At 54.1% G+C, this 23,557-nt stretch carries 18 protein-coding genes; 7 read left to right on the top strand and 11 right to left on the bottom strand.

The genetic code is table 11. The features are described from left to right. The first annotated feature begins 203 nt into the window (after positions 1–203). Positions 204–3,416, top strand: coding sequence for a hypothetical protein (locus ACKVOS_RS10230; protein WP_409211914.1), 3,213 nt, complete (start codon positions 204–206; stop codon positions 3,414–3,416). Continuing rightward, positions 3,404–3,700, top strand: a complete 297-nt coding sequence (locus ACKVOS_RS10225; RefSeq protein ID WP_409211913.1) for a YadA-like family protein — start codon at positions 3,404–3,406, stop codon at positions 3,698–3,700. Before ACKVOS_RS10230 ends, ACKVOS_RS10225 begins: the two co-directional genes overlap by 13 nt. Positions 3,701–3,946: 246 nt before the next feature. Here ACKVOS_RS10225 and ACKVOS_RS10220 read toward each other — a convergent pair whose 3' ends face one another. The 9 genes from ACKVOS_RS10220 to ACKVOS_RS10180 all read right to left on the bottom strand — a co-directional run bounded on the left by ACKVOS_RS10220 (position 3,947) and on the right by ACKVOS_RS10180 (position 14,363). Then, on the bottom strand, positions 3,947–5,422 hold the full coding sequence (locus tag ACKVOS_RS10220; RefSeq protein ID WP_409211912.1) for a hypothetical protein: 1,476 nt from the start codon (positions 5,420–5,422) through the stop codon (positions 3,947–3,949). Positions 5,423–5,735: 313 nt separating this feature from the next. Further along, positions 5,736–6,827 carry a glycosyltransferase family 4 protein gene (locus ACKVOS_RS10215; RefSeq protein WP_409211911.1) on the bottom strand — a complete coding sequence of 364 codons (1,092 nt, stop codon included), beginning with the start codon at positions 6,825–6,827 and terminating at the stop codon, positions 5,736–5,738. 17 nt (positions 6,828–6,844) lie between these two features. Continuing rightward, positions 6,845–7,708 (bottom strand): sulfotransferase domain-containing protein, encoded by an 864-nt coding sequence (locus ACKVOS_RS10210; protein ID WP_409211910.1) that lies wholly within the window; start codon positions 7,706–7,708, stop codon positions 6,845–6,847. Between the two features lie 14 nt (positions 7,709–7,722). Then, positions 7,723–8,850, bottom strand: coding sequence for a glycosyltransferase family 4 protein (locus tag ACKVOS_RS10205; RefSeq protein ID WP_409211909.1), 1,128 nt, complete (start codon positions 8,848–8,850; stop codon positions 7,723–7,725). Further along, entirely contained in the window at positions 8,847–10,214 is a 1,368-nt protein-coding gene (locus tag ACKVOS_RS10200) for a lipopolysaccharide biosynthesis protein (RefSeq protein WP_409211908.1), read from the bottom strand. The genes ACKVOS_RS10205 and ACKVOS_RS10200 overlap by 4 nt, the downstream gene beginning before the upstream one ends. Beyond that, positions 10,211–11,557 (bottom strand): O-antigen ligase family protein, encoded by a 1,347-nt coding sequence (locus ACKVOS_RS10195; RefSeq protein WP_409211907.1) that lies wholly within the window; start codon positions 11,555–11,557, stop codon positions 10,211–10,213. Before ACKVOS_RS10195 ends, ACKVOS_RS10200 begins: the two co-directional genes overlap by 4 nt. Positions 11,558–11,594: 37 nt before the next feature. Then, positions 11,595–12,281, bottom strand: coding sequence for a PIG-L deacetylase family protein (locus ACKVOS_RS10190; RefSeq protein ID WP_409211906.1), 687 nt, complete (start codon positions 12,279–12,281; stop codon positions 11,595–11,597). After that, complete coding sequence (locus tag ACKVOS_RS10185) at positions 12,274–13,191, bottom strand: methionyl-tRNA formyltransferase (RefSeq protein WP_409211905.1); 918 nt, start codon at positions 13,189–13,191, stop codon at positions 12,274–12,276. Before ACKVOS_RS10185 ends, ACKVOS_RS10190 begins: the two co-directional genes overlap by 8 nt. Next, positions 13,188–14,363 carry a glycosyltransferase family 4 protein gene (locus ACKVOS_RS10180; RefSeq protein ID WP_409211904.1) on the bottom strand — a complete coding sequence of 392 codons (1,176 nt, stop codon included), beginning with the start codon at positions 14,361–14,363 and terminating at the stop codon, positions 13,188–13,190. The genes ACKVOS_RS10185 and ACKVOS_RS10180 overlap by 4 nt, the downstream gene beginning before the upstream one ends. 424 nt (positions 14,364–14,787) lie before the next feature. Here ACKVOS_RS10180 and ACKVOS_RS10175 point away from each other — a divergent pair, with 424 nt between their 5' ends. The 5 genes from ACKVOS_RS10175 (at position 14,788) to ACKVOS_RS10155 (ending at position 20,904) form a co-directional block, all read left to right on the top strand. Next, a complete protein-coding gene (locus tag ACKVOS_RS10175; protein WP_409211903.1) occupies positions 14,788–16,857 on the top strand; it encodes a UDP-N-acetylglucosamine 4,6-dehydratase family protein in 2,070 nt (689 codons plus the stop codon). 22 nt (positions 16,858–16,879) lie between these two features. Continuing rightward, positions 16,880–18,097 carry a DegT/DnrJ/EryC1/StrS family aminotransferase gene (locus ACKVOS_RS10170; protein WP_409211902.1) on the top strand — a complete coding sequence of 406 codons (1,218 nt, stop codon included), beginning with the start codon at positions 16,880–16,882 and terminating at the stop codon, positions 18,095–18,097. Further along, on the top strand, positions 18,094–18,996 hold the full coding sequence (locus ACKVOS_RS10165) for a sulfotransferase family protein (protein ID WP_409211901.1): 903 nt from the start codon (positions 18,094–18,096) through the stop codon (positions 18,994–18,996). Before ACKVOS_RS10170 ends, ACKVOS_RS10165 begins: the two co-directional genes overlap by 4 nt. A gap of 70 nt (positions 18,997–19,066) precedes the next feature. After that, a complete protein-coding gene (locus ACKVOS_RS10160; RefSeq protein ID WP_409211900.1) occupies positions 19,067–19,642 on the top strand; it encodes a polysaccharide biosynthesis/export family protein in 576 nt (191 codons plus the stop codon). 5 nt (positions 19,643–19,647) lie between these two features. Then, positions 19,648–20,904 carry an outer membrane beta-barrel protein gene (locus tag ACKVOS_RS10155; protein ID WP_409211899.1) on the top strand — a complete coding sequence of 419 codons (1,257 nt, stop codon included), beginning with the start codon at positions 19,648–19,650 and terminating at the stop codon, positions 20,902–20,904. 16 nt (positions 20,905–20,920) lie between these two features. Here the strand turns inward: ACKVOS_RS10155 and ACKVOS_RS10150 are convergent, their stop codons facing one another. Together ACKVOS_RS10150 and ACKVOS_RS10145 are read right to left on the bottom strand one after the other, a co-directional pair. Beyond that, a complete protein-coding gene (locus ACKVOS_RS10150; RefSeq protein ID WP_409211898.1) occupies positions 20,921–22,063 on the bottom strand; it encodes a glycosyltransferase family 4 protein in 1,143 nt (380 codons plus the stop codon). A gap of 24 nt (positions 22,064–22,087) precedes the next feature. After that, complete coding sequence (locus tag ACKVOS_RS10145) at positions 22,088–23,443, bottom strand: polysaccharide lyase family 1 protein (protein ID WP_409211897.1); 1,356 nt, start codon at positions 23,441–23,443, stop codon at positions 22,088–22,090. Positions 23,444–23,557 lie beyond the last annotated feature (114 nt).

Here is a 23,557-nt window from a genome sequence, read left to right as displayed (position 1 = left end):
CGCCCACCTCAAAAACACCCCAAAATCATACATCCCGCGTTCAGGAATACTATAAATAGCATCACAATGTATATTGACATAGCGCCACAATGTTTGGCAACACCCTGTGGATAAATCGGAATTCCCGAATCTGTTCGCGGGATTCCGGCTTTCGCAAATGGCCCTTTGGATGGGGGCCTTGGGCAAGACAGGGAGTATTACCGATGGGCACGACCAAACATACGCTGTTGTTACGGGCATCAACGACGGCTTTGGCCTTGGGGGGAATAACCCTGTTAGCACCGCCGGTTTGGGCGGATGCGACGCCGGAGTGTAATGCCAGTACCACAGTCGGTGCGAATGGTGCGTTAGAATGTGGCGCGGGTTCGCTTGCAACTGCGCCGCTAGCTACAGTGGTAGGTGCCAATTCCCAAGCCACTGCAAATAATGCAACCGTGGTCGGGTCACAATCTGCGGCATTCGGAACAGATTCGGTCGCCATCGGTAATAGTGTCGAAGCCGCCGATGATCATACAACAGCGGTAGGTAGCGATTCTTCTGCGGCCGGCGACGATTCCACTGCAATTGGTTATCAAGCAGCCACCACCGGCGCAAATGCCTTGGCGGTTGGTGCGCAGGCCAAGACATTTGCCACCGGCGCAATTGCCATTGGCGTCGGCGCTGAGGCTGGCAAGGATGCAGACGCATTTAGTAACGACGCACTCGCCTTAAATGCTGTGGCCTTGGGCTTTGGCGCAAAAGCGCGCGCTACGGCTTCTTTGGCCTTGGGTGCCAATGCAGAAACCCTCATCACCGTAACAAATGCCGTTGCATTGGGTTCGGGCTCAATCGCGGAGGAGAATGATGTTGTTTCGGTAGGTAACGCCACTTTTAAACGCCGCATTGTTAATGTGCTGGCGGGAACGCTCGACAATGACGCGGTCAATTTCAAACAGTTGACGGATCTGGAATCTAGAGTCGACCTAGCCATTCTTAATACGAACCCGCTTCTAAAAATTAGCGGTTTGGCGACGGCAACCAATAAACCTATTGCATCAGGTGATAGTACCATCGCGCTTGGGATTTTTAGCGAAGCAAATGGCGGAGGCAATGTCGCGATTGGCGGCGTCGCAACAGCTATCTCCGGTGACGATGGTCCGATAATAAATCCTGGCGTGGCGTTGGGTGCATCTGCAACATCGCGCGGCGGCGGATCGATTAGTATCGGTGGGTTCTCCAATGCTGGCGATCCATTAGCTACTGTTGTGTCTAGCCTCATCGGTGCCACCGCAATTGGCTTTGACGCCGATGCGCTAGCCGCCGATTCCACTGCACTCGGCAAACTCGCCAAGGCCCCGACGCTGGACAGCACCGCCTTGGGCGCAGATGCTGTTGCCGGGATTGTCGTAAAAGATGCCGGTGGAAACGTGGTCCGTTCCACAACAGGCGCAACGGCGATTGGCGCGAGCGCCAATGCAGAGGGTACGGCGTCAGTTGCGCTGGGCATTTCGTCCAATACGATTGGCGATGAATCCATCGCAATTGGCGCAAATTCGCGCGCCGGTCGAGACGTTGTCGACTTATCGGGTAATCCTCTATTTGATCGCGCAACTGCCGTCGGTTTTAGCGCCGCCGCCGACGGTAAAAACTCGATTGCTCTTGGCGCATCGGCAAATGCGAGTGCAGATGAAACCATTGCCATCGGCTTGGACGCGTTTGTAGAAGGGCAAAGCGGCATTGGCATTGGTGCCGGAACCGTCGCCGAAGGGCAGGAATCGGTCGCCATCGGTAAATCGGCCAGCGCGTCGGGTGTATCCGGCACCGCCGTCGGCGAAGGCAGCGACGCCGATTTTGACGGTGCATCGGCTTTTGGCGCGGATGCAAGCGCAGGCGGTAAAAACGCCACCGCGATTGGTGTGAATGCAAATATTGCGAGTGAAAACGGAACCGCGTTGGGCGCCAATGCCAAGATCGGGCTCAGCTCTGTCGATGCAATTGCAATCGGTAATGGTGCCGAAGTTGCCAAGGGCACCGCTGCCACCGCCGTCGCCACCAACGGCGTCGCCATTGGCAAAGGCGCAAAGGTTTTTAAAGAATCCGGCGTGGCGTTGGGCGATGGCGCGACTGTTTCGGAAACAGCGACCAACGGCCTTGCCTTGGGCAAAAGCGCCAATGTCACGGGTGCGGACGCCATCGCGCTGCGCGGGTCCGCGACCGGGGGGAACGCAGTGGCCGTTGGGGTTGGCTCTAGCGCTGCGGGCGCAGATGCCCTGGCCCTTCGCGGCAATGCGGCAGCAGCCGACTCGGTTGCGATTGGCCGCCTGTCAACCACAGGCTCGGCCGCGACCAGAGGCGTTGCCGTCGGTCAAGGCGCAAATGCGGGCGGTGTGGACTCGATTGCCCTGCGCGGGAATGCGGCCGGCGGGAATAGCGTAGCGGTGGGTGTCGGGTCCAGCTCGGCAGGAAACAACTCCGTCGCGCTTGGCGATGGCGCGCAGGCGAACGAACGCAACAGTGTGGCCTTGGGCTCCGGTTCAATCGCAGACGCGCAAGACACCGTGTCGATTGGCGCGGTCGGCGCGGAACGCAAGCTGGTCAATGTGGCCGACGGTATCGTCGCCTTGGGCAGCACCGATGCCGTTACCGGTAACCAATTGTTCAGCGAAATCGATACGCTGCGGACCGACCTTACCAACCCCTTCCTTGTCGTAAACAGTCAATTCGTGTTGGCAGGTGACGAGGCCGTGGCGGGCGGCGCTGATGCCATTGCGCTCGGTAAATCGGCGAATGCCTCGGGCAACAACAGCGTCGCTTTGGGCGCTGGCTCTGTCGCTTCTGAAAAAGATACCGTTTCCGTCGGCGATGTCGGCAACGAACGCAAGATCGTAAATGTTGCCAGAGGCACTGCCGATACCGATGCGGTCAACGTTGGCCAGTTAAATGAGGTGGAAATCGCGCTGGACGACCGGATCCAAGTCACCGAAAACGAACTGCAATATCTCGCGGTGAACAGCACCGAAGATCCTGCTTCGGCAAGTAGTGAAGATGCCATCGCTGTGGGAGAAGAAACAGCCGCCAGTGGTCTTCGTGCGATTGCCATCGGTAAAACCGCGAACGCCGAAGCTGCTGCCGAAGGCGGCATCGCAATCGGCTCCGACTCTCGGGTGACCGCAACAAATGCGGTTGCTTTGGGTGCGAATTCGATTGCGGATGTCGCAAACACGGTATCGGTCGGTACCACCTTACCGGGTGGGCAACGCAAGATCGTGAATGTTGCCGCCGGTACTTTGGCCGATGGCAGCACGGATGCGGTGAACGCGGACCAGTTGGTTGATCAGATTGCGGGCGTGAACAATAGCATCACGAACATCACGGCGGATATTCGACCTTCTCCACAACCGACATCACCAATTTGCAGAAATCGGTGGCGGATTTGACCAGCGAATTTAACAATATCAACACGCAGGTTGACGGGTTGAACCGCAAGGCACGCCAAGCAGATGGCGGTATCGCCGCGGCAATGGCGCTGGGCGGTACATTGTTGATACCTGACAAAGCGGTGTCCGTTACGTTCAACCTTGCGACCTACCGCGGTGAACAAGGCTTCTCCGGCGCGTTGGTTGCGCAGGTGAAGGAAAATATCTGGATCACCGGTGGTGTTGCCGGGTCCACCGTGAAACGTTCAACCGGTGGCCGCGTAGGAATCAGCTTCGGCTGGTAACATCAAGGCGGGATAGATTTTGGAAATCAGAAGGGAGCATGGCGGCAAAAACCGTCATGCTCCCTTATCATTGAACCAATGTGCTATGCGTTCTCGAGTATCAGCCACTAAAGAAATACGGCGTGCGACATGGCAAAACTTTACCTAATTCTATCTTATTCCCATTTTTCCTTTTGACGAAAAACCGGCGTAATCCATTGGGGGTCAGCCACGGTCTTGTGCGACCATTGATCTTTTATTCTGAACTTAAATCGCAATTCCGCAATTGGGTGCCGGCACGCTTCCTGTTCCGGTTCCAACGCGATTGATAAGTCGACCCGAACTATCTTGATCGCCCGCGAGTTCGTTCAGGAACTCCTCCAAATTGGTGTAGCCATCGCCGTCGGCGTCCGCATTGGCGTTGGTGATATTGTTGCGCTGTTCCCAATTGTCATCCATGCCATCGCGATCATTATCGATGTACGCGGCGCTGGATTGAAGGACAGGCCATCCGCCAACTTCGCTCGGGCTGTTAATAATCCGTCCGCTACATCCAAGAAACGTCTGTAGCACCCGACGGTCAGACGCATCGCGAGGCAAAGCCCCAGCGAACGCAGCGACATCCCTTACCGCTTGTTCAGGAGAGCTGAACAATTGAACGCTCAGATCGCCGATGGGTTGGGTCTTCACATATTTCCAGTCCAACGGGTCCATGAACATCCGGTTGTCGACATTGTGCGAACGACGGCGACCGTCGATATTCTGGTATAAATAGAATTCGGCTTGGCCCGGATTAGTGGAATATTGTTCGTCATAATTGCCGCCGAAAATTGCGGCACCCCGAATCGAACTTGGGCCCATCGAAACCCAATTTCCAACGATGTTGGCTTGACGCATCAGGCCGCTTGTGCTCAGCGCCCCTTTTTGCTTCATCGAGAAATATTGATGGGCTTTTTCCCGCATATTGTAAGAAATCAAGTTCACAAAGTCGGCACGTGTTCCAACACCGGCATTGGGCATACGATCGGTCGCGTGCGCCATAAACACATGGTGTGCGGTTATATTGCTACCTTCAAGAAACATTCCCTTTGAATGCTCGCCCGCTTGGTGCGTAGATTTGCTCAAACCCTCATAAACCATCGACCATTGGATGGTGATATTTGATGCAGTTTTGGTCGTGTTAAACGGCTCGTCCGTCGCCCATGACAATGAAACATGGTCAAGAATCGTATATGGTGCCCGGCTATCGACGGTAATGCCATCGGTGGTGTCTTGTTTGGTGCCATTGGTCGGGCCAGGACGCACGCGGATGTGACGGATAATGTTATGCGGTGCGCTAAAGAACAATGGCGATCCGGTCAGGTTATTGGGGTGGTTTTTGATGGCAATTCCGTCACCCGGTGCAGTTTGCCCCGCAACGGTGAGATAGCCGGATGTTGGCTTGATCTGGGTCATCAATTCTATGGTGCCGCTCACGCGGAAAACGCACGTTCGCGGGCCTGTATCCATCATGCAGGCGCGTAACGAGCCGGTACCTGAATCGGCCAGAGTTGTTACCTGAATAACGCGTCCTCCGCGGCCGCCCAACGACGCTGCACCGAATCCTTCGGCTGTCGGAAAAGATCTTTGCTGCCCGGCGGGCAATTTTGATGGATTATAGATTGAGGAATAATTTGCATGATTAGCCGAAGGCAAAAAAGCGAGTGAACCTGTTGCCAACAATGCTCCAAGAATTTTCTTCATCAAAACCTCCGCTGTATTTCCAAATCAAAACACAAAAATTGTGTGAAATGCGAAATGAACGGAGCAGGTAAAAATTTCACAGAGCAAACGCGGTTAAGTCAAAAATCGGTTTAATATTCGGATAGTGGGGTGTTCTGTCGGTGATTCAGCGGTTTATATAGTTAAAATAGGCTTTCCCATATTTGCCGGTATCAGAAGAAAATCTGATTATTTGATAATATTTTCGGTGCATTTAGGTCGGGGCCTTTTAAAATCACATGCGAGGTCAGAGGCAATTTTGACGCTTCGCAACTGATTTTTATAGGTCCTGACCCTAGCTGGCGCAGATCTTTTGATATAATGCGAGGTGATTGGCGCAGGTCGTTTCGATAGAAAAAGACTTGGATCGCATGATCGCTGACGCCGAACATTGGCCGTAAAATTCGGTATCGCCGAGCAGCTTCGAGATTGCTTCCGCCAGGCTTTCGGGATCGTCCAACGGGCAGAGAAGACCATTTTCCAAATGCCCTACCAGCTCGGTATTACCGGCAACTTTCGTGGCTATGATGGGAAGACCGCTCGCCATAGCTTCGAGTAACGCGACCGGCATACCTTCATAACGCGAGGTGTTGAGGTAGAGATCGGATGACTGCATCAATTGCGCGATATCGGACCGCTCGCCAAGAAAATGCACATGATCCGCAACACCGCGTTCCTGCGCCAACGTCCGCATATTTTCCAGATCGACACCGTTACCGGCGATCTGGAATTTAGGCATGGCATTGCCGCCCGCTTTGTTTTTCAGCGCCACCGCCACTTCGACCAGAAGATCATAATGCTTCTGTGCCGATATTGCTCCGACACTCAGAATCTGTGGGCTGGCACCCACGACGGCCCGGGGGGCCGAAGCCGAAAAACTCTTGCTTGCGGCATTGGGGATATATGCGATGGGACGCTTCACATGTTGCGCAAAAAGGGTTTCGGTTTCTTTACTGATGGCAACATAGGCTGATGCAATTTGGTCGAAAAGCCGGAACATGGCGACCGGGAAGCTCAGCTTGCTATTGTGATGGGTCAACACCACCGGTGCTTTGCCTGGATGGGCCAACATCATCAACAGGGCGCGTGCGGTATGCGCGTGAATGACGTCGGGTTTCAAATCACGAACGAGGTGCCGCATCTTGCGCCAACCATTTAAAGGGTTTCGCGAGGTGCCCAGTTGGAGCGAGATATGCTCCCCGCCCTCGTCGATGATCCTTTGTCGCAGGACGGCCTCCATCTCCGGTGAATTGCCGACACTATGTGCATCGACCAGGCTGACGACCGTGCTGCGATGGCCGTTCGCAACATATTCCTTGCTGAGGTTGACGACGAGCATTTCGGCGCCGCCGGACGTCAGGCTGGTCAGGATCGATACGATATGCATAGGGGAGCCGCCGGATTTCAGTCGAGTGCAATGCCGCTGCGTTGCATCAGGCTTTTGGCTTCCGCGACCATTGTCTCGCGGCATATCTGGATGATCCGTTCGGCCTCGCTGTCGCTTAAAGTATCGGAAAAGCCGCCGACTTTGCCTTTTCGGACGCGGAGGCTGTCCTCATCTGACCGGTCATAGTCATGGCCGGGAATTCCGGTTTTCTTTTCGGTCTTTTGCATTTTGCTGAACCGCGCCTGTTCGATGGCCTTGGCCAGCGCCACCTCATCAACCGGTTGGCCCAGAAATTCCAGAATGGACCGAACAGTTGCGTCTGTATTGCTGCTCATGTCTTCGTAGCTGATAACCAGCGAGCGTCCGTCTGCCATACCGGCTGCCCAGCCATTATGATATCGCACGATGGCCGGAACGCCATAAGTCTCGTCTTCAATAAATTCGGCGATGCTGCCTTCGAAACGGTGCTTGTGCTTGGTTTCGTGGAAATAAGCCGAAACGCACAAGTCGCGCGGATCGCGAACCAAAATGATCACGGGACGACCGGAAAACAGCTGGCCGGTAAACTGGCGATGGCTGACCGCGATCAAGGGGAGGGGTATGTCTTTTGTGCGCCCGACAAACACTGGCAGGCCGCGCTCGGCATCGCGGTCAAAATTGGGGAGCACGCGAAAGGTCGAGTGCAGATCAGGCTCGAAACCCAAATTGGCGACTTGCGCGAAATAGCTGGACAATAAGTAACGTAACCATGTCCGTCCGCTTTTGGGGTAGGATACCAGAAAGGCATCGACCGATGGTGCTGCCCGTTCGAGCAGCATCAGGTTACGTATCCTCCGGACACGGCGATATACATTCTTCACAAATTCCGGGGCCATCTGCATTTCTCCTGAACCCTTTACTGGCGCTGTGCGGTTGCAAGAGCGCCGCGAATTGTATTTTCCCACAGATCGCCGATCGCTTCGGGTGCAAAACGATCTGCGGCCGATTCTGCTTGTGACCCAAGACGTTGGCGCAAGGCATCGTCGCCCATCAATTGCGACAAGGCGGCGGCCATAGCGTCAACATTGGCTTCCTCGATCAAAAGCCCGTCAAGGTCGTGGGTGATCATATCGGCGGGACCAAAGGGGCAATCGAACGATACACAGGGCAATCCCGCCGCCATCGCCTCTCCCAGCACGAGCCCCCAGCCTTCGAAACGGGAACTGAGGACAAAGGCGTCAGCTTCTTCGATCCACTGTCCGGGCGCCGAGCTGACGCCGGGCATCTGCACGCTATCGCCAACACCATTTTGGGCAATCAGTTCTTCCAGCATTTTGCGGTCGGGACCTTCACCCCAGATACGCAGGCACCAGCCATCATGTTGGCCCGCAATTTTGGCCCACGCCTGTATAAGCAAATCAAACCCTTTCTGGTCGACCAGACGGCCAACGGCGGTCATCACCTTGCGTTCGTTGGTGAATTTCGGTTTGAAATCCTGATAATCGGCCATGTTAGGGATGACCCAACTGCGTGGCCGCATTATTGGGGGAAAGCATTCCAGTGCGCCGCGTGTCATTGTAATCAAGCCAAAGGCGCGGGCATATGCGTACCGGCGCAAAATCTGCCAGACGATGCCCGGCTTTTGGCGAAGCGGGTTATTGCGCTCTGAAACGATGACGGGAATATTGAGGCCAGTGGCCGCCAATACCGCAATGACATTGGACCGTGTGAGCAAGCTGACCACCAAATCGGGGCGCTGTTCCTTGAATATGGCGCGCAGCCGGTTCACCCGTCGCACAATGTCCGAAAGAACGCCCAAAGGTCCGCGTTTGCCGATCGGAACATCGAGATAATCGATGCGGATCCGTTCGTCCGTTTTGTAATATGGTGTGCTGCCGCTCATTTCGAACGACATAATGCTGACATCAAAACCGGACTGCGCCAAACGGTTGGCAACAAAGCTGACCACATGTTCGGAACCGCCTGCTGTAAGGCCGGGCAGAATGAATTTGATCCGTGCCGGACGGGGCGTGGTGATCGTCATTCTTTCGTCGCTTTCGCGGTCTGTCCAATTTGGCGCCACATTGCGATATCCATGGCAATGGCGGTCAAAGCGGCAAAGGCAATATGGGCAAAGTTGGCGCCCAGCGCGCCATAGGTCGGCATTGTTATCCATGCAGTGACGAAGAATAATATCGTCGATGCAATCGCTACCCACAGCACAAAACCCGGCCGGTTCATCGACAGCAACGCCGACCGCGAAGGGGCGGCGTGCATGATCAGGACAACCGCGAGCAATTGTGCGACCAGCAAAGGATAAGCTTGCGCGAATTCCGGACCGAATACGAACTTCATCATCCAGTCACCCACGAGCCAGAACGCCCCCAGAAATGCGACGCCTACCGCGCCCAGAACGAGCTGAACCCGTTTGATGGTCGAACTAAAGGCGGCAACATCCTTTTGCGCCCACATGCGCGCCATGTCGGGATAGACGACGGCTTGCATCATAGCGCCGACTTGTTGCGCCACTTTGGCAATCCGTTTGGCGATGTGGTAAAAACCCGCCCAAGCCGTGCCGGCAAAGGCGCTTACCAACAGCGTGTCGGCTTCTTGCGTCAATGTCCGCAAGGTTCCAGAAATATTGGTAGACCATGCAAAGGACATGAAGCCCGGGAACTTTTGTTTCAAACCAAATGGATTGGCGCGAAAGGGGCTCGGGATGCCTTGTTTGCGGATAACGCGCAAACCCAACCACAGAAACAGGAGGGAATCCAGCGCCTGACACACTGTCCAGACAATCACAAATTCGAGTAATGAAAAGCCGAGAACCAATCCCACCCCGGCCATAGCCAGTCGCAGCACAGACGACAGCATCTGAACATAAGCGAGCGTCCGGAACTGCCCATCGAACCTCAATGCCGCTGTTGGAACGCCGCGGATATTCATGGCTATTGCAACGGCATAGATAGCCAAAAGCGGCATATGTTCGGGTTCGAGGCCAATTACCGTCATTAACGCATAGCCGACTATCATTGTCAGGACAGCCGCCAACAATGCCGTTCCGATGTCCAGGAACAGACCATATAGGTAAAGTTCGGACATTTTCTTCTTGTCGGCGGCAATGTCTTCGGATGCGGCAAAGCGGATCAGCGGCTGCCACGATTCAAAGCGCAAGAGTCGCTCGCTTAACCGGCCGACTGTCAACACAAGTGCTAATACACCATATGCCGCGGGACCAAGAGTCCGCGCCGCAATCATGGTGCTAATCAGCATCAGGATCGCATTGCCCGCACTGCCCGAAACAAGATGAAGGATGCTTTTCAGCCAGCCCTTTTCAAAACCTTTTTTGCGCCATGCCGGGGTGACTTCGGCTGTAACGCCGTCTGCGGCGGATTTCGGAACGGTCATGCCTGCGGCCCCCTTAATGCAAGGGCAGTTGGTGTTCCATCGACTTCGAATATGTCGTCATATTCCCCGGAAGTTTCCGGCATGAAATATATCTGCACATTGCGCGCAAAGCTTGCCGCCAGTGCCAACATCATCGGTGTAATCCAAAGGCGGTTGTACATATGCGGAATCGATGTCGAAAAAATTAGCAAGATAACCAAAATGGCAAGCGCCATCGCGCCGTCTTCGCGGTGGATATTAAACGCGCGAATCCCCATCATGCCCAGTATCCCGAACATGAGAACAAGTCCGGTAAAGGATATGATCCCGCCTTCGGTCAACAACAGCATCCAGAATTGGTGAACCGGCATGCCGTGAATGCTTTCCACCCTGAAACGGTCTACACCCAGGCCGACGAACAACGTATCCTTGCTCATTTCCCACGCTTCCACAATCAGGGCGGAGCGATGGGTAAAGGTGCCGGCCTGTGATAAATCACCGGTCAGAACAGCGCCTAATACGCGTTCGCTGAACGCTTCGGGCAGGGGCAAGCCAAGGGCAATATAGGCGACTGCGCATATCATCAACGGGATGCCGACTTTCATAAAGCGGCCAAGGTTGGACGACACGAAATAAATGCAAGTTGCAATCCCCGTCGACGCAAACGCGGTAAAGCTGGCGGTTGTGAGCAAGGCCCACAACAAAACAGCGCCGACGCAAATCGCAAAAAAGTTGCGGATCAGTCCGTGGTGTTGGGCATTAAATAGCGCGATAATCGAAAATGCAATAACCGCGCCGTTCAGATTTGCATCGGACACAAGGCCACCTAAACGACCATTTCCCGCGACGACACTTGGCCCAAGCATCTCGTTCGACTGATCAAAGCTGAAAAAGCTAGCCAGCGACAGCGCGACAATTTGCGAGGCGGCAACACCCAGAACGAAATAGAGCAGGCATTTACGAATCCAGACGCGATCCTCGCTCATGAACACCATCGGCAAAAGCAGGAAACCGAAAATATACTGACCCGCGATATTTGCCCAGCGAAGCGGGTCGCCGTTGAAGACCGATCCGATCAACAAACCACCGAGCATCATGGCAAGTGCCGCGCACCAATGCGCGGTCATGACGTTCAACGCCATCATGTTCAGGCTTTGCCGGACCAGAAACAGCCCGAAGCAGACAAGGAACAGAAAATCCGATGCGGTGAAATTGAAATCACCGACCCTTAAGACATGCCATGAAAGCAGAAAACAGGCGGCACCAAGACATAACTGCCGTAAACGTTCAATCCGTTCCAGCGGTGGTGCAAATCCCATAACATTCTGGCCATGAGGATTTGCTTGGCTTGCGTCCTGCGTCATGGTCGTTGCTCGGGCGAAATGGGGTCGGGTCGGGACATCATCTGTCGATCTGCCGGATCAACATAAACGCTTCGGCGGCTTTCAGGTACATAGAAGCGCCGCGCATAGTCGCGAGCGCCCGGATCGCTTCGATTGACCGTTCGTCCGGGAATATCTTTACCTGGCTTTCAAAGCATCGAAATGCGTCAAGTTTCAAATCGAGCGTATCGGAGATGTCGATGAACACATTTGGCATGAATGCCGGTGTAATGCCTGGCGCATACCAATTGGTTTCGGACAATGTTTCATAGGCATAAATCCGCTTTGGCGCATATTCATCGCGCGGACGCGCGGCGACCATTGCCGCAAGAAACGTCAATTGATGATCGGTATGGATGTCGCCGACGAAGGGAACAAATAATGTGTCGGGGCGAACGTCCTGAACGAGCTTGGCCAAAGTGCCATTGAGTTGCGTCGCTGGAACCGTATCAAGCGCAGCGGCAGGCAGATTTAGGTAGATCGTCTCTGCAACACCAATCATAGCATGCGAAGCCTTCGCCTCGGCAAAGACATTTTCCACAAATTCTTCCGAAAATTGCGGAGCCACACCACGCGTTACGATGGCGACAACGACCTCTGCCCCCGACTTTATCAGCCGAGCCATCGTGCCGCCGCAGCCCAAAATCTCGTCATCGGGATGCGGCGCGATTACAAGCACCTTCCCCATGTAATTCAGGTCACCCATGTTTGCCTCCCCAGATGCCGTGCATAGCAGGGCGCCCTTCGCCTTCCCATGACCAATTGGTAATTCGTATCTGACCCGCACCGGTTTGCACAAGCAGACCCTCGGCATCATCGGCCAGCAACTGTCCGGGGGACGCGTGAAACGCCAGCGCTGGTTCGACCGGATGCGCTTCCCAGATCGTCAGGCGCGCATCTTTGACGGTTGTAAATGCGCCGGGATAAGGCTTGCCAGAGGCGCGAATGAGGCGGTCAACTTGCCGGGCCGATTGGCGCCAGTCGATCAGGCCATCAGCCGGTGTCCGGCGGACCGCATATGTGGCACAGCTTTCGTCCTGAACCCGAAATTCGGGGTTGCCCTGCGCGAGCCGCTCAAGAGCATTTTTGACCATCTTATCCAGTGCAACCATATGCTTGTCATATAAGGTCTGCGCCGTTTCACGTGGCGCGATATGGAAATAGCTTTGTTCGAGCAACGGGCCGTCGTCGACACCGTCCGCCATTTTGAACAGCGATCCGGCGCTGATTTTTTCATCCAGCACTATAGTCCAGGCAATCGCGGCCCGGCCGCGCAGGCGGGGTAAAGCCGCCGGGTGATAACCAATAATCTTTTCAGGTGTAATCGCCAGAAACTCGGGCCCGCAAATTTGGGACCAGCCTATCACAAAAATATAATCGGGCTGTGCCGCACGAACCGCCGCGATTGTATCGGGGTGGTTGGTTTGGGTCGTATGGAACAGGCCCGCCCCGATTTTTTCGGCATCGGCTTGCAAATCGACATAATCCGAATGCCGTGCGGATTTCTCTGGCGGCAAAGTTACAACCAGTGACAAATCCCACCCCGATCCGGCAAAGGCCCGAATGGCAACGGCGGTGCTTTCAACGGCACCAACAATGACTGCGCGCAACGTCATGCTTGCTTGGCCACAAAAGGCGCGGCTGACGTAGCATGGGTATTCGAACTGTGTTGCAGGCCCATATGGCCTGTCAGAATATCGTTGACCTTGGCAACGTCATACACCGCTTCAGCGATCGCACGCGATTTCGCGCCCATTTCTTCGGCCTGTCCGGGGTTTTGGATGAATGATCGCATCGCATTTGCCAGAGCTATCGAATCTTGTCGCGGAATAATGAGTCCGTTTACACCCGCTTCGATCGGATCACGGCAACCCGGCATATCGGTGGTGATCACGGCCCGTCCGGTTGCCAACGCTTCTAAAATCGTGCGCGGTAGTCCCTCGCGGTAATAAGATGGCAGGACAAATACCGAAGACTGAGCCAGATAGGGACGAACATCGGTGGTTTCACCCAAAAAGGTGACGGGATAATCGGATTGAAGGCGGGGTATGTCGTCTTGGCTGATCCCTGTTGGATTAGAATCTTCGGCCCGGCCGAGGATGCTGAACCGTGCAGCTGGGTAATCGGCCGTCAATTTCCGTGCGGCCTCCAGAAATTCATAGACACCCTTGTCGCGCATTAGCCGCCCAACCATGAGGAAATGCGGGGCGCCAGCCGGAAGAGGTTGCTGCACAAAATATGTGGTATCGACACCTGATCCTGGCACTTGAATGACTTTCTGGGTCTGGTCGACAATGCCAGCCGCGATCATATCTTCATGGTCGTCGCGGTTGAACACGAAAATTTTGACCGCTCGCCTGACGCCCTCTCGATAGAGGCGCAGGAAGATCGACCTTTTTAAGCCGGGTTTTGATCCGTCGGGGCTGAACAAATAGCCTAGGCCCGACATTAAGGCATAAAACGGCACATTACCCGTCAGCCGCGCAGCGATCCCGCCATAGATAATCGGCTTTTGGGTGTAGGCCAATATCAGCCCCGGCCGTTCCGTCAAAATCAGCTTGATATACCCCAAAAGGGTACGAATATCTTCCATCGGTTTCATGCCGGTCCGGTTCATGGATATGGTTCTGAATTCGATGTTTCGCTCGCGTAACCATGCCGCAACCACCGGATCATCATCGGGCGCGACGGCGACAACATCGTGTCCAGCTTCCTTCATTCGGCACAATAACGCGCCACGGAAATTCACGAGCGAATAGGCAAGACTAGAAAAAACAAGGATTTTCATGCTTGCTCTACCTCCAAAAAATGTCGTTCACGCCGTTTTGGCATCTCTGTGTTGCGCCTTATGTCGAAATCGTATCAGTCGCGTTAATACAGGGTCCAGATGGGCCATCGAACGGCATTAGGCAATTTAGCAATAGGTATTCATCCTTTTGTCCCGACATGGGGGTGCTCTTGCAGCCCGCGCGTTGCGATTTAGTAGACTCCTATCCCCCATTAGGGCCGACATCGCTCTCCTAGGCCGAATTTTGACCCTTTCGTCTAATGTCAGCAAGAGAATGCGACGTGTTAACATTCCTGTCGTAGATAGGCCGGGAAATGACGGAATCAGTTTTCATCACCGGCCACGTCAAATGTGGAATCGCCGCCAAGCCAAACGCTTGCCAGGCATGCCTCCGGCTTGTGATGCACGGAAATGGGAGCAAGCAATGATCCAAGGCTTGGCACGAAAAATAGACCTGTTCATCCACAGCCGCGGAAACCAGCGGGATTTGAACTCGCTATGGCGGTTTCCATATTGGAAACGTGTGGTCCGGACGGCTGCTGTATGGACATTGGACACGCTTGCGATTTTTGCATCCTTTGTAGTTCTTTTGGCGCTTACCAGGGGATGGGCTGAATCGGCGACTTTGCTGACTTTATATGACGGTGCAATCATCGCGGGCGTTGCTTCGACCTTTTTGTTTCTGACCGGAATGTACAAGCGCAGTTGGCGTTTTGTGTCATTTGCCGACAGCATCTCGATGCTGATTACAAGTTTCATCGGACTTGCGATCGGCTGGGCGGCTATCGCCTATTTCTCTCCATTGTCATCCTATCTGTTCAATTTCGTGACCTTTGCATTTTTGCATTACAGTCTGGCCAGCATGGCGATGCAGCTGATGCGCGCCGGTCGCCGTGCCGCCCGGTCCTATTTACGCCGGAAGCAAAATGCGGCTTCGATCTATTCCAACGACAATGTGGCGAAAACAGCGTTGTTGATAGGCGATCCGGAATGGGCGTTATCCGTGCTGGATATGTTCGGACCGCGTAACTCGTCGGCTATCAATGTCATTGGCTTGTTGCTGCCGTCAGATGATCGCACCATTTCCCAATTGGCCAATGTGCCTGTGCTTGGTGGTCTCGAATCTTTCAACCAGACAGTTTCGTTTCTCACTGAACAGGGGGAAAAGCCAAATCTTGCGATTGTTTGTGATGACGGTTTCAACATCAGCGTGCGCGACATCTCCACATTGAGCAAGTCGGCAAAGCAGCACAATATCGAAGTGCTAAAACTGAGCGATCCAGCCAGCCAGTTGCTGAACCGTCAGCCAACCCGCGATCCCAGCAACTTTCCACTCTCGGAACTGCTGGGCCGCAGCGAGCGCACCATCGAACGCAGCATCATCCAGCGTCAGGTTGCAGGGCAATGTGTTCTTGTAACCGGTGCAGGTGGAACCATCGGAGGCGAGTTGGTCATGCAGCTCGCGAGCTATGGCCCTTCGCGGATCGTGCTGCTCGATCATGCCGAATTTCAGCTGTACAACATCGAAATGCGTTTGAGCGAAGGCTATCCCGATCTCGAAATCTTCCCTGAGCTCTGCAACATTCGTGATGAAGATGAAGTGCGCCGCGTTTTCGCAAAGCATTTGCCTTCGGTGGTCTATCACGCAGCGGCGCTGAAACATGTGCCAATGGTTGAGGCCAATCCGCTGGGCGGTATCCACACCAATATCATTGGCACCCGCAATGTCGCCAATGCGGTGACCGAATATGCGGTACGCGCCATGGTTCAGGTTTCGACCGACAAGGCGGTTAATCCCGTGGGTATGATGGGCGCAACCAAGCGCGTCGGCGAATTATATTGCCAGTCGCTCGATCTGTGCGGCGTCGACGACACATCCGCGCCCCGTTTCATGACCGTCCGGTTTGGTAATGTGCTGGGTTCCAGCGGATCGATTGTGCCCTTGTTCAAGCGCCAATTGCTCGAAGGTCGTCCTTTGACGGTCACCCATCCTGACATCGAACGGTTCTTTATGACTGTGGGTGAAGCGGTGCAGTTGATTCTGGAAAGCAGCGCCCGTTCGCTTGAGGACAATTCCACCCGCGGCAATATTTTTGTGCTTGATATGGGCGACCCTGTAAAGATCGTCGACCTTGCCAAGCGGATGGCCAAGATGCACGGTTTGGAGCCGGATGTGGATGTTCCCATCCAGTTTGTCGGCCTGCGTCCGGGTGAAAAATTGTTCGAAGAATTGTTCGACACCTGTGAACGCCGTGTGGATTCGAAAATCCCCAATTTGTTCGAAGCTTGTTCGCGCCCCATTCCGCTACCTTTGATTGGCCGCGCGATCGACGAACTTGATCTGGCGGTGAAGCAAGGCAAGCTGGAAGAAGCCTGCCGGTTGACCCATTCGTTGGTGAAACTTCCAAGCAGCGACATCGATCTTTCGACGATGTTCGTTAATAATTCTCTGCCAAAGCGGGGCCACCATCTGCAGCTGGTGCAGGGTCTGTAAACGAAAAGAAAGTTGGCAAATCATGAACAAGCAAACAACGCCGACCTCCGCCGAGATCCGTGATTATCCGGTGCCGATCGCGTCTTCGTGGCCAACCCATGGCCGAGATGAAATCCTTGCGGTCACTCAGGTTCTGCAAAGCGGCCGGGTCAATGCGCTGGTCCATGGCGAACAAAATCGCGGCTTTGAAAAGGAATTCGCCGCCTATATTGGTATGCCGCACGCCATTGCCGTCAGCAACGGAACCGTGTCGCTCGAAATGGCTTTGCGGGCATTCGGGGTTGGCGTTGGCGACGAAGTGATCATTCCCGCACGCAGCTTTTTTGCCACCGCGAGTGCTGTCGTGTCCGTAGGCGCCAGCCCGGTTTTTGCCGATATCCTGATCGAAACACAAAATATCGATCCCGATTCAGTTGCGCGCATGATTTCGGCGAAAACGAAGGCGGTTATTTGCGTCCACCTCGCTGGACTGCCATGTGATATGTGTGCTTTGACCCAGTTGTGCAAAGACAACAGCCTCTTTCTGATCGAAGATTGCGCTCAGGCGCATGGCGCTGTTTACGATGGGAAAATGGTTGGGTCTTTCGGAGATGCGTCGTCTTTTTCATTTTGCACAGACAAGATAATGTCGACCGGCGGCGAAGGTGGCATGATCTTGTTCGCTGACAAATCAGCCTGGTCCAAAGCATGGGCAATAAAAGATCACGGTAAAGTTCCACCCGAAGAAATGCCACAAAATATAGCGCCTCCCGGTGAGTTTCGCTATGTACACCAAAGCTTTGGCACCAATTTCCGTATGACTGAAATGCAGGCTGCCATCGGTCGGGTACAGCTTAAAAAGCTGCCAAAATGGCTGGCGCAGCGTCGTGCGAATGCAAATTGCCTGAGCGAGGCCGTTGCCGACATTCCGGGCGTTATCGTTGATACATATGACGGGCATATTGTATCCGCGCGGTATAAATATTTCATCCGGATTGATGAAAGCAAATTGCCGGGCAATAAAACACGTGCGGATATTATCGCCGGCCTGCTGGCTTTGGGCATCCAGTGCGGCAGTGGTTCCTGCCCGGATATGAGCAAAGAAATCGCGTTTCAGGGCCGCGAGCCGCGACGCGACGGACATCTTGAAAATGCCCACAGACTGGGTGCGAGCACGATTATGTTTCCCGTCGACCATCTGTTCAACGAAGATGACATGCTCGTCATTGCCGGTGCCTTGAAAAAGGTTGTGATGGCATGACACAGACCTATTCTGGACAGGCCGACTGGCATCCCTCTTTCATCATCATCGGCGCGGTAAAGGCGGCGACGACTTGGGCGCTGGAACAACTGCAAGTCAATCCGGCGCTGTACATGCCCGACCCCGAACCACATTATTTCAGCAGCGAATTTGAACAGGGCGAAGATTATTACCGCGCCTTTTTTGAGGCACATGCCGGTTCGGAACGCATGTTGGGTGAAAAATCGGCTGACTATCTTGCCCACCCGCAAGCCGCGCAACGAATTGCTGCGATGTTGCCGCACGCTCGTCTGGTCGTGCAGTTTCGCAATCCTATCGAGCGCGCTTATTCCGATTACAAAATGTTGTTCCGCCGCGGAACGGTGAAAGAAGGTCCCGAGGCCTATCTCACCTCGCTCGACAATCCCGAGCCACGATTTCTGAATGACGGTCTTTATGCGCAGCATTTGCGCCGCTGGTTGGATCATTTCCCTGCAGAACAGATTTACTCTTTTCTATATGATGACGTAAAAGCCCAGTCAAAGGCGACCATCGAGGCGATTTCCAAGCATATCGGTGTAGATCCGGTCTTCGACATCGACCAGTCGGGTAAGAAAGCGAACAACGCGTCGGAACGTTTTTTGCCCTTACCCGTCCGCAAGATACTGGCCCCGCTTAAAAGCACAATCGCACCATTGCGTGGGTCGGCATTGTTCGAATCAACACGAAATATGTTTGCGCGGGAAATTGTATATCCCCCATTGTCGTCAGATTTAAGGTTGCGGTTGCGCGATTTTTATGCCGATGATATTTCAGAACTTGGACGAATGCTCGGAAGAGATGTGTCAGGTTGGCTGGACACTAAAGAATCTGGCGCGAAACAAAATAATGGTCGGGAAAATCACAAAAAAGTCGCCTGATCACTTGAACTGGTTAACTAGGGTGCACCGAATATTTTCGGTCGCAAATGAAAATGGGGAGAAGGCAGAAATGCTGAAAATGCTCAAATGTCTGCTAGCGGCGGCTGTTATTGCTGGATCATCTATGGTCGCTGGCTGCATGCCGGCAACCAGCGGACTTTACGCAATACCGGCAACGGATGCAGCTGAATTCCGGCTCGAACCAGGCGACAAGATCAAGGTTCAGATTCCTGATCTCGTAGGGGGTGATGGCGAATATACGGTGGACCAAAGCGGTATAATTTCGCTTCCGTTGGTCGAAGAGGTAAAAATTTCCGGCCTGACTTTGCGCGAGGCCGAACGGGCCGTCGAAAAGTCACTGCTCGACAAACGCATATTGGTGCGTCCCAACGTCACTATGCAGGCCGCTTCTTTGCGGCCGATCTATATTCTGGGCGAAGTCGGCAAGCCCGGCCAGTATGAATATAGAGAGGGTCTGACCGTATTTTCGATCATTTCGCTTGCCGGTGGTTACACCTATCGCGCCGACACCATGTCGATGATCATTACCCGGACAGTGAATGGCCGCAAGGTGACCGGTAAGGCTTCGGAAAATACCATAGTAATGCCCGGCGACCAGATCCGGATTGTAGAGAAGTGGTTTTGATTTCGATGCGACATTCTCTATGCGCGGCCTGCACGGTTGCCGGTCTTTTTGTATCGACGATCGCACAGGCCGAACCGGTCAGTAAAACCGCACCGCTTGTGTCCGACCAGCTACCGGATTTCGAGCCCAAAGGGTTTGAACTTGGCGGCTTTCGTCTTTTGCCGGATTTCGAGTATATTCTTTACGCCGATGACAATGTCTATTCCGTGCGCGACGGAAAATCTCTTTTGCCGGACGGAACGTTAAGTGGCGGAACGCAAGCCGACGCTGCGTTCATCATCATTGGCGGCGTTGAAGCCAAAGGACGCGTTGGCAATATCGATATTGCCGCCAATGCGCGAACACGGATCCGGCGCTATGATAAGCTCACCACAGAAAACTCCGAAGGGGCCGAGACTTCGGTTACGCTAGGTTGGCAGCCTCGGTCGGGTCAGAAATTCGGCTTGTCAGGTGGATGGCGCAGGGTTGTCGAAGAACGTGGCGATCCTGAAGGTTTGAACGTAACGTCGACCGGACCAAGGCTGGCGAATATTTTCGAAACCGAAGCGAAATTCAGCCAGGAAGGCGGCAAAATGCTGGTCGGCACTGATGTTGTTGTCCGGAAATTTGACTTTCTGGGTGCGACAAATGACCGCCGCGATTTTGCGTCGCAGTTTGTATCGCTGACATTGGGCCGCAGCATCGGTGGCAAATTATACGGAATTGCTACCGCCTTTGTAACTAACCGTGATTTTCGTTTGCCGGCAAGCAATGGTGCTGTTCAGGATGAGACCACTGTGGGTGCTCGTATCGGCGTTGCCACCAAAGATCGTGGTTTGATTGAGGGCCGCGCGTCGATTGGGATGTTCAGGCTTAATCCAGCCGATCCGACCGAAAAAGGCCGCAGCGGAATTTCCGCCGATGTGTCGCTCACCGTTCGGCCGCAGCGACGCACGGCAATATCGTTGAATGTATTTTCCGGTGACGTCGCCACGTTTCGTTTGGGTGCCATCGCACGTTCGGATACAACTGCCTCGTTAAATATCCAGCAGGAAATCAGGCACAATCTCTATGCTACTGCAGGCGTGTCCTATCTTCGCGCGGCATTTGTTGGTTCTACCGATTTGGAAAAGGCAATCAGCCCCCGCATTGAAGTGGAGTGGCTTGCCAGCAAGCGCCTCTCTATCGCCGGGTATCTTGGCCATACGGATCGGACGAGTAATATTCCCGAAGAAGTTTTTGACCGCACGCGTGGAGGGATCTCCCTGCGATTGCGGTTCTGACCTTATGGGTCATCCCTCATTTGGATAGATTGCAATAGATCTGCGATATTCGCGCGACATGCGTCGCTTCGGAAAAGCGCGCTTTAGCGCTTTTCCGCGCGCGCGCGGTCATCGCGGCCGCGGCGTCGCTGTCGTTTAAAGTATCGAGTGCAATTGTGGCCATCGCCCGTGCATCGTCGGGTATTACAAGCTTTCCCAAACCGTCAAGAATCGCCTCTGGGTTTCCGCCCGAATCTGCCGCGATCACGGGGGTTTCGACGAGCATGGCTTCGACAAGAGTCCGACCCAACGGTTCGTGAACCGCGGTAACAAGCAGCAGATCGACCGCTGCTATCCAGTCCACACCAGGTGAACGGTACCCCATCATATGGACTGACCCCGCCACATCGGGATCATTCATTCGCGCGCGCATCGCCGTTTCAAGTTCGGGATAGGTTGTCTCGCCGAACATAACCCCGATCACGGGGCGATCTTGCATTTTCCGCATTTCAGCCACCGCGTTGATGAATTCCAGCGGCCGCTTGCGATCAATGAAGCTGCCAAAATAGCCGCAGATTATTGTGTTTTGCGGAGCATCCAGTTCGGTCAACAATCGTTGACGCATTGCTTTGCGATCGGCTTGAACGTCAATATCGAAAGGGCTGAAAACGACTTGTGCTTCTTTTGCCACTTTGCCAGGGCGCATACCAGACAAGGAAAACCGTGACACCGCGACCACTTGGTCGGCAACCCAAGGCGCAAGATAGCGCAATCCCTTGGCAAAAGGATCGGCACGGTGGTGCCAAAGCAATTTGCAGCCTGCACGTTTTGCCACAAGCGCCCATGTTGCATGAGTCCGCCCATCATTGCTGTGAACAATTCGAGCGTCAATTTGCCGCAACAGTGCTGCCCGGCGGCCCAAGCCCGAAAATGTTGATGCAAAATTGGAAAGACTGAATTCGCGCCCCACAGCGAAGCTTTCTTGTGGCGGCGCGGGGTCCGCGCATTGTTCGAACGCCGCAAAATGCTCCGCCAGTCGACCGGACGGATTTTCCAATATGATAACGGGCTTGTAATGCGCGGGGTCAAGTCCTTCGAGCAAACCCCGAAGCGAATGATGGCTGCCGCCTAGACTATCGCCCGCCATCGGATAGGCAATTGTAACAGGTTTATTATGCATAAAAGATATTCAGGCTAAAATCGTTCAACGCAGCAGTGCTTGATGCAGCGCGTCAAGAAAACTGTCCAAATTAGTTATACCATCCTTGTTTGAATCCACCCAAGGGTCCGATACTCCTACTTTGGCGCCGTGCTTGGCCTCCCATCGATCATCCATACCATCACGGTCACTATCGGGATAGGGTGTTCCGGCCAATATGGCTGGAATAGACCCGGGTAAATCGACAATCCGCCCAGTTCCATTTGTAACATCGGTCACGACCTCAACATCGATGGCATCGCGAGGCCACGCTCCGGATTTGGCCAATACGACGGAATATGCGTTTGAGGCTGATAGTGGAGTTATCGTCAGCGGGCATGACGGATTGTTTCGTTGCGCGACGGCAACCGATGGGTCGATATGCGTGAAACTGCCAAAAAACTGGTTATCTTGGATATAGATTGCTGACGATCCGGTGCTGCCAACGGTTTGGCGAATGATGCCCACTGCGCCATCGGTCGTGTCTTCGCCCGACTTGAAACTGTTGCCGACCAGGGAAACGGGTGTGCCGCCATAGGTTTCCCAAATCTCGGCAAATTCAGAAACGGCGTTATAAAAGACGTTGTTCACAACCTCGACGCAGGACGCGGGCTTGAAGTTTATGTCGGGGTTCCGGTCACCATTGTGCGCGCAGATATTGCCGACAAAGCTGAATTTTTGTGGCTTCTTTGGATCGCTGCCCAATAAAGCGCATTTGTCGTGGCGCGGTATTCCATATGAGAAAATGGAATTGCTGATGGTGATGAAATCATTGCTGCCATAACCGTTGATAATCTCGTCACGGGCCCAACTGGCGCTCACCTGGTCTATGACAACATATCTACTGTTTTCTATGGTTATTGAATCTTCTGACTCCTTTTCTCCGCCGATCCGGTCGTTGCGGACGCGGACGTGGCGGACAATCACATCATTGGTGTTTTTGATGACCAATGGCGTGCGCGATTCCGCACTGCCATCGTGCGCGAGGGTAACGCCCCCGCCCGGCGCGGTTTGACCCGCTATTGTTAGGAATGGATTGCGGATGACAGGAGGCGCGCCGCTAAAACGAAACACACCGCCAATACGAAACACACATGTGCGCGGGCCGATGGCTTCAAGGCACGCCCGCAGCGATCCCGCCACTCTGTCTGTAACGGTGGTTACCTGAACAATCTTACCCTGAAAGCCGCCGATGGTCGCGGCGCCATGACCGATGGCACCGGGGAAAGCTTTGGAACGTGCAGATGGCTGCGTTGTGCCTTTGGTCTGGCCATCCACGGGTGAGCAGGACGAAAAAGCAATGCTGGTAGAAAGCAAGAGGCCCAATCCCGTAAATAGCCCGTTTCGCGCAAAAGGAGACATCAGCATATCCTCGTAAAATCCCTTAAATTCATATTGCACCTATTGGGTTCAGAATTGAATAGGGCAAAGGGCTTACCCCTAATGTCCAAAAGAAATAAATCAGTGCTTTATCAC

The organism is Sphingorhabdus sp. (assembly GCF_046154385.1).
Taxonomy (GTDB): Bacteria; Pseudomonadota; Alphaproteobacteria; order Sphingomonadales; family Sphingomonadaceae; genus Sphingorhabdus_B.
The sequence above is the reverse complement of the archived record's forward strand: the minus strand, read 5'-3'. Positions and strand labels throughout refer to the sequence as shown.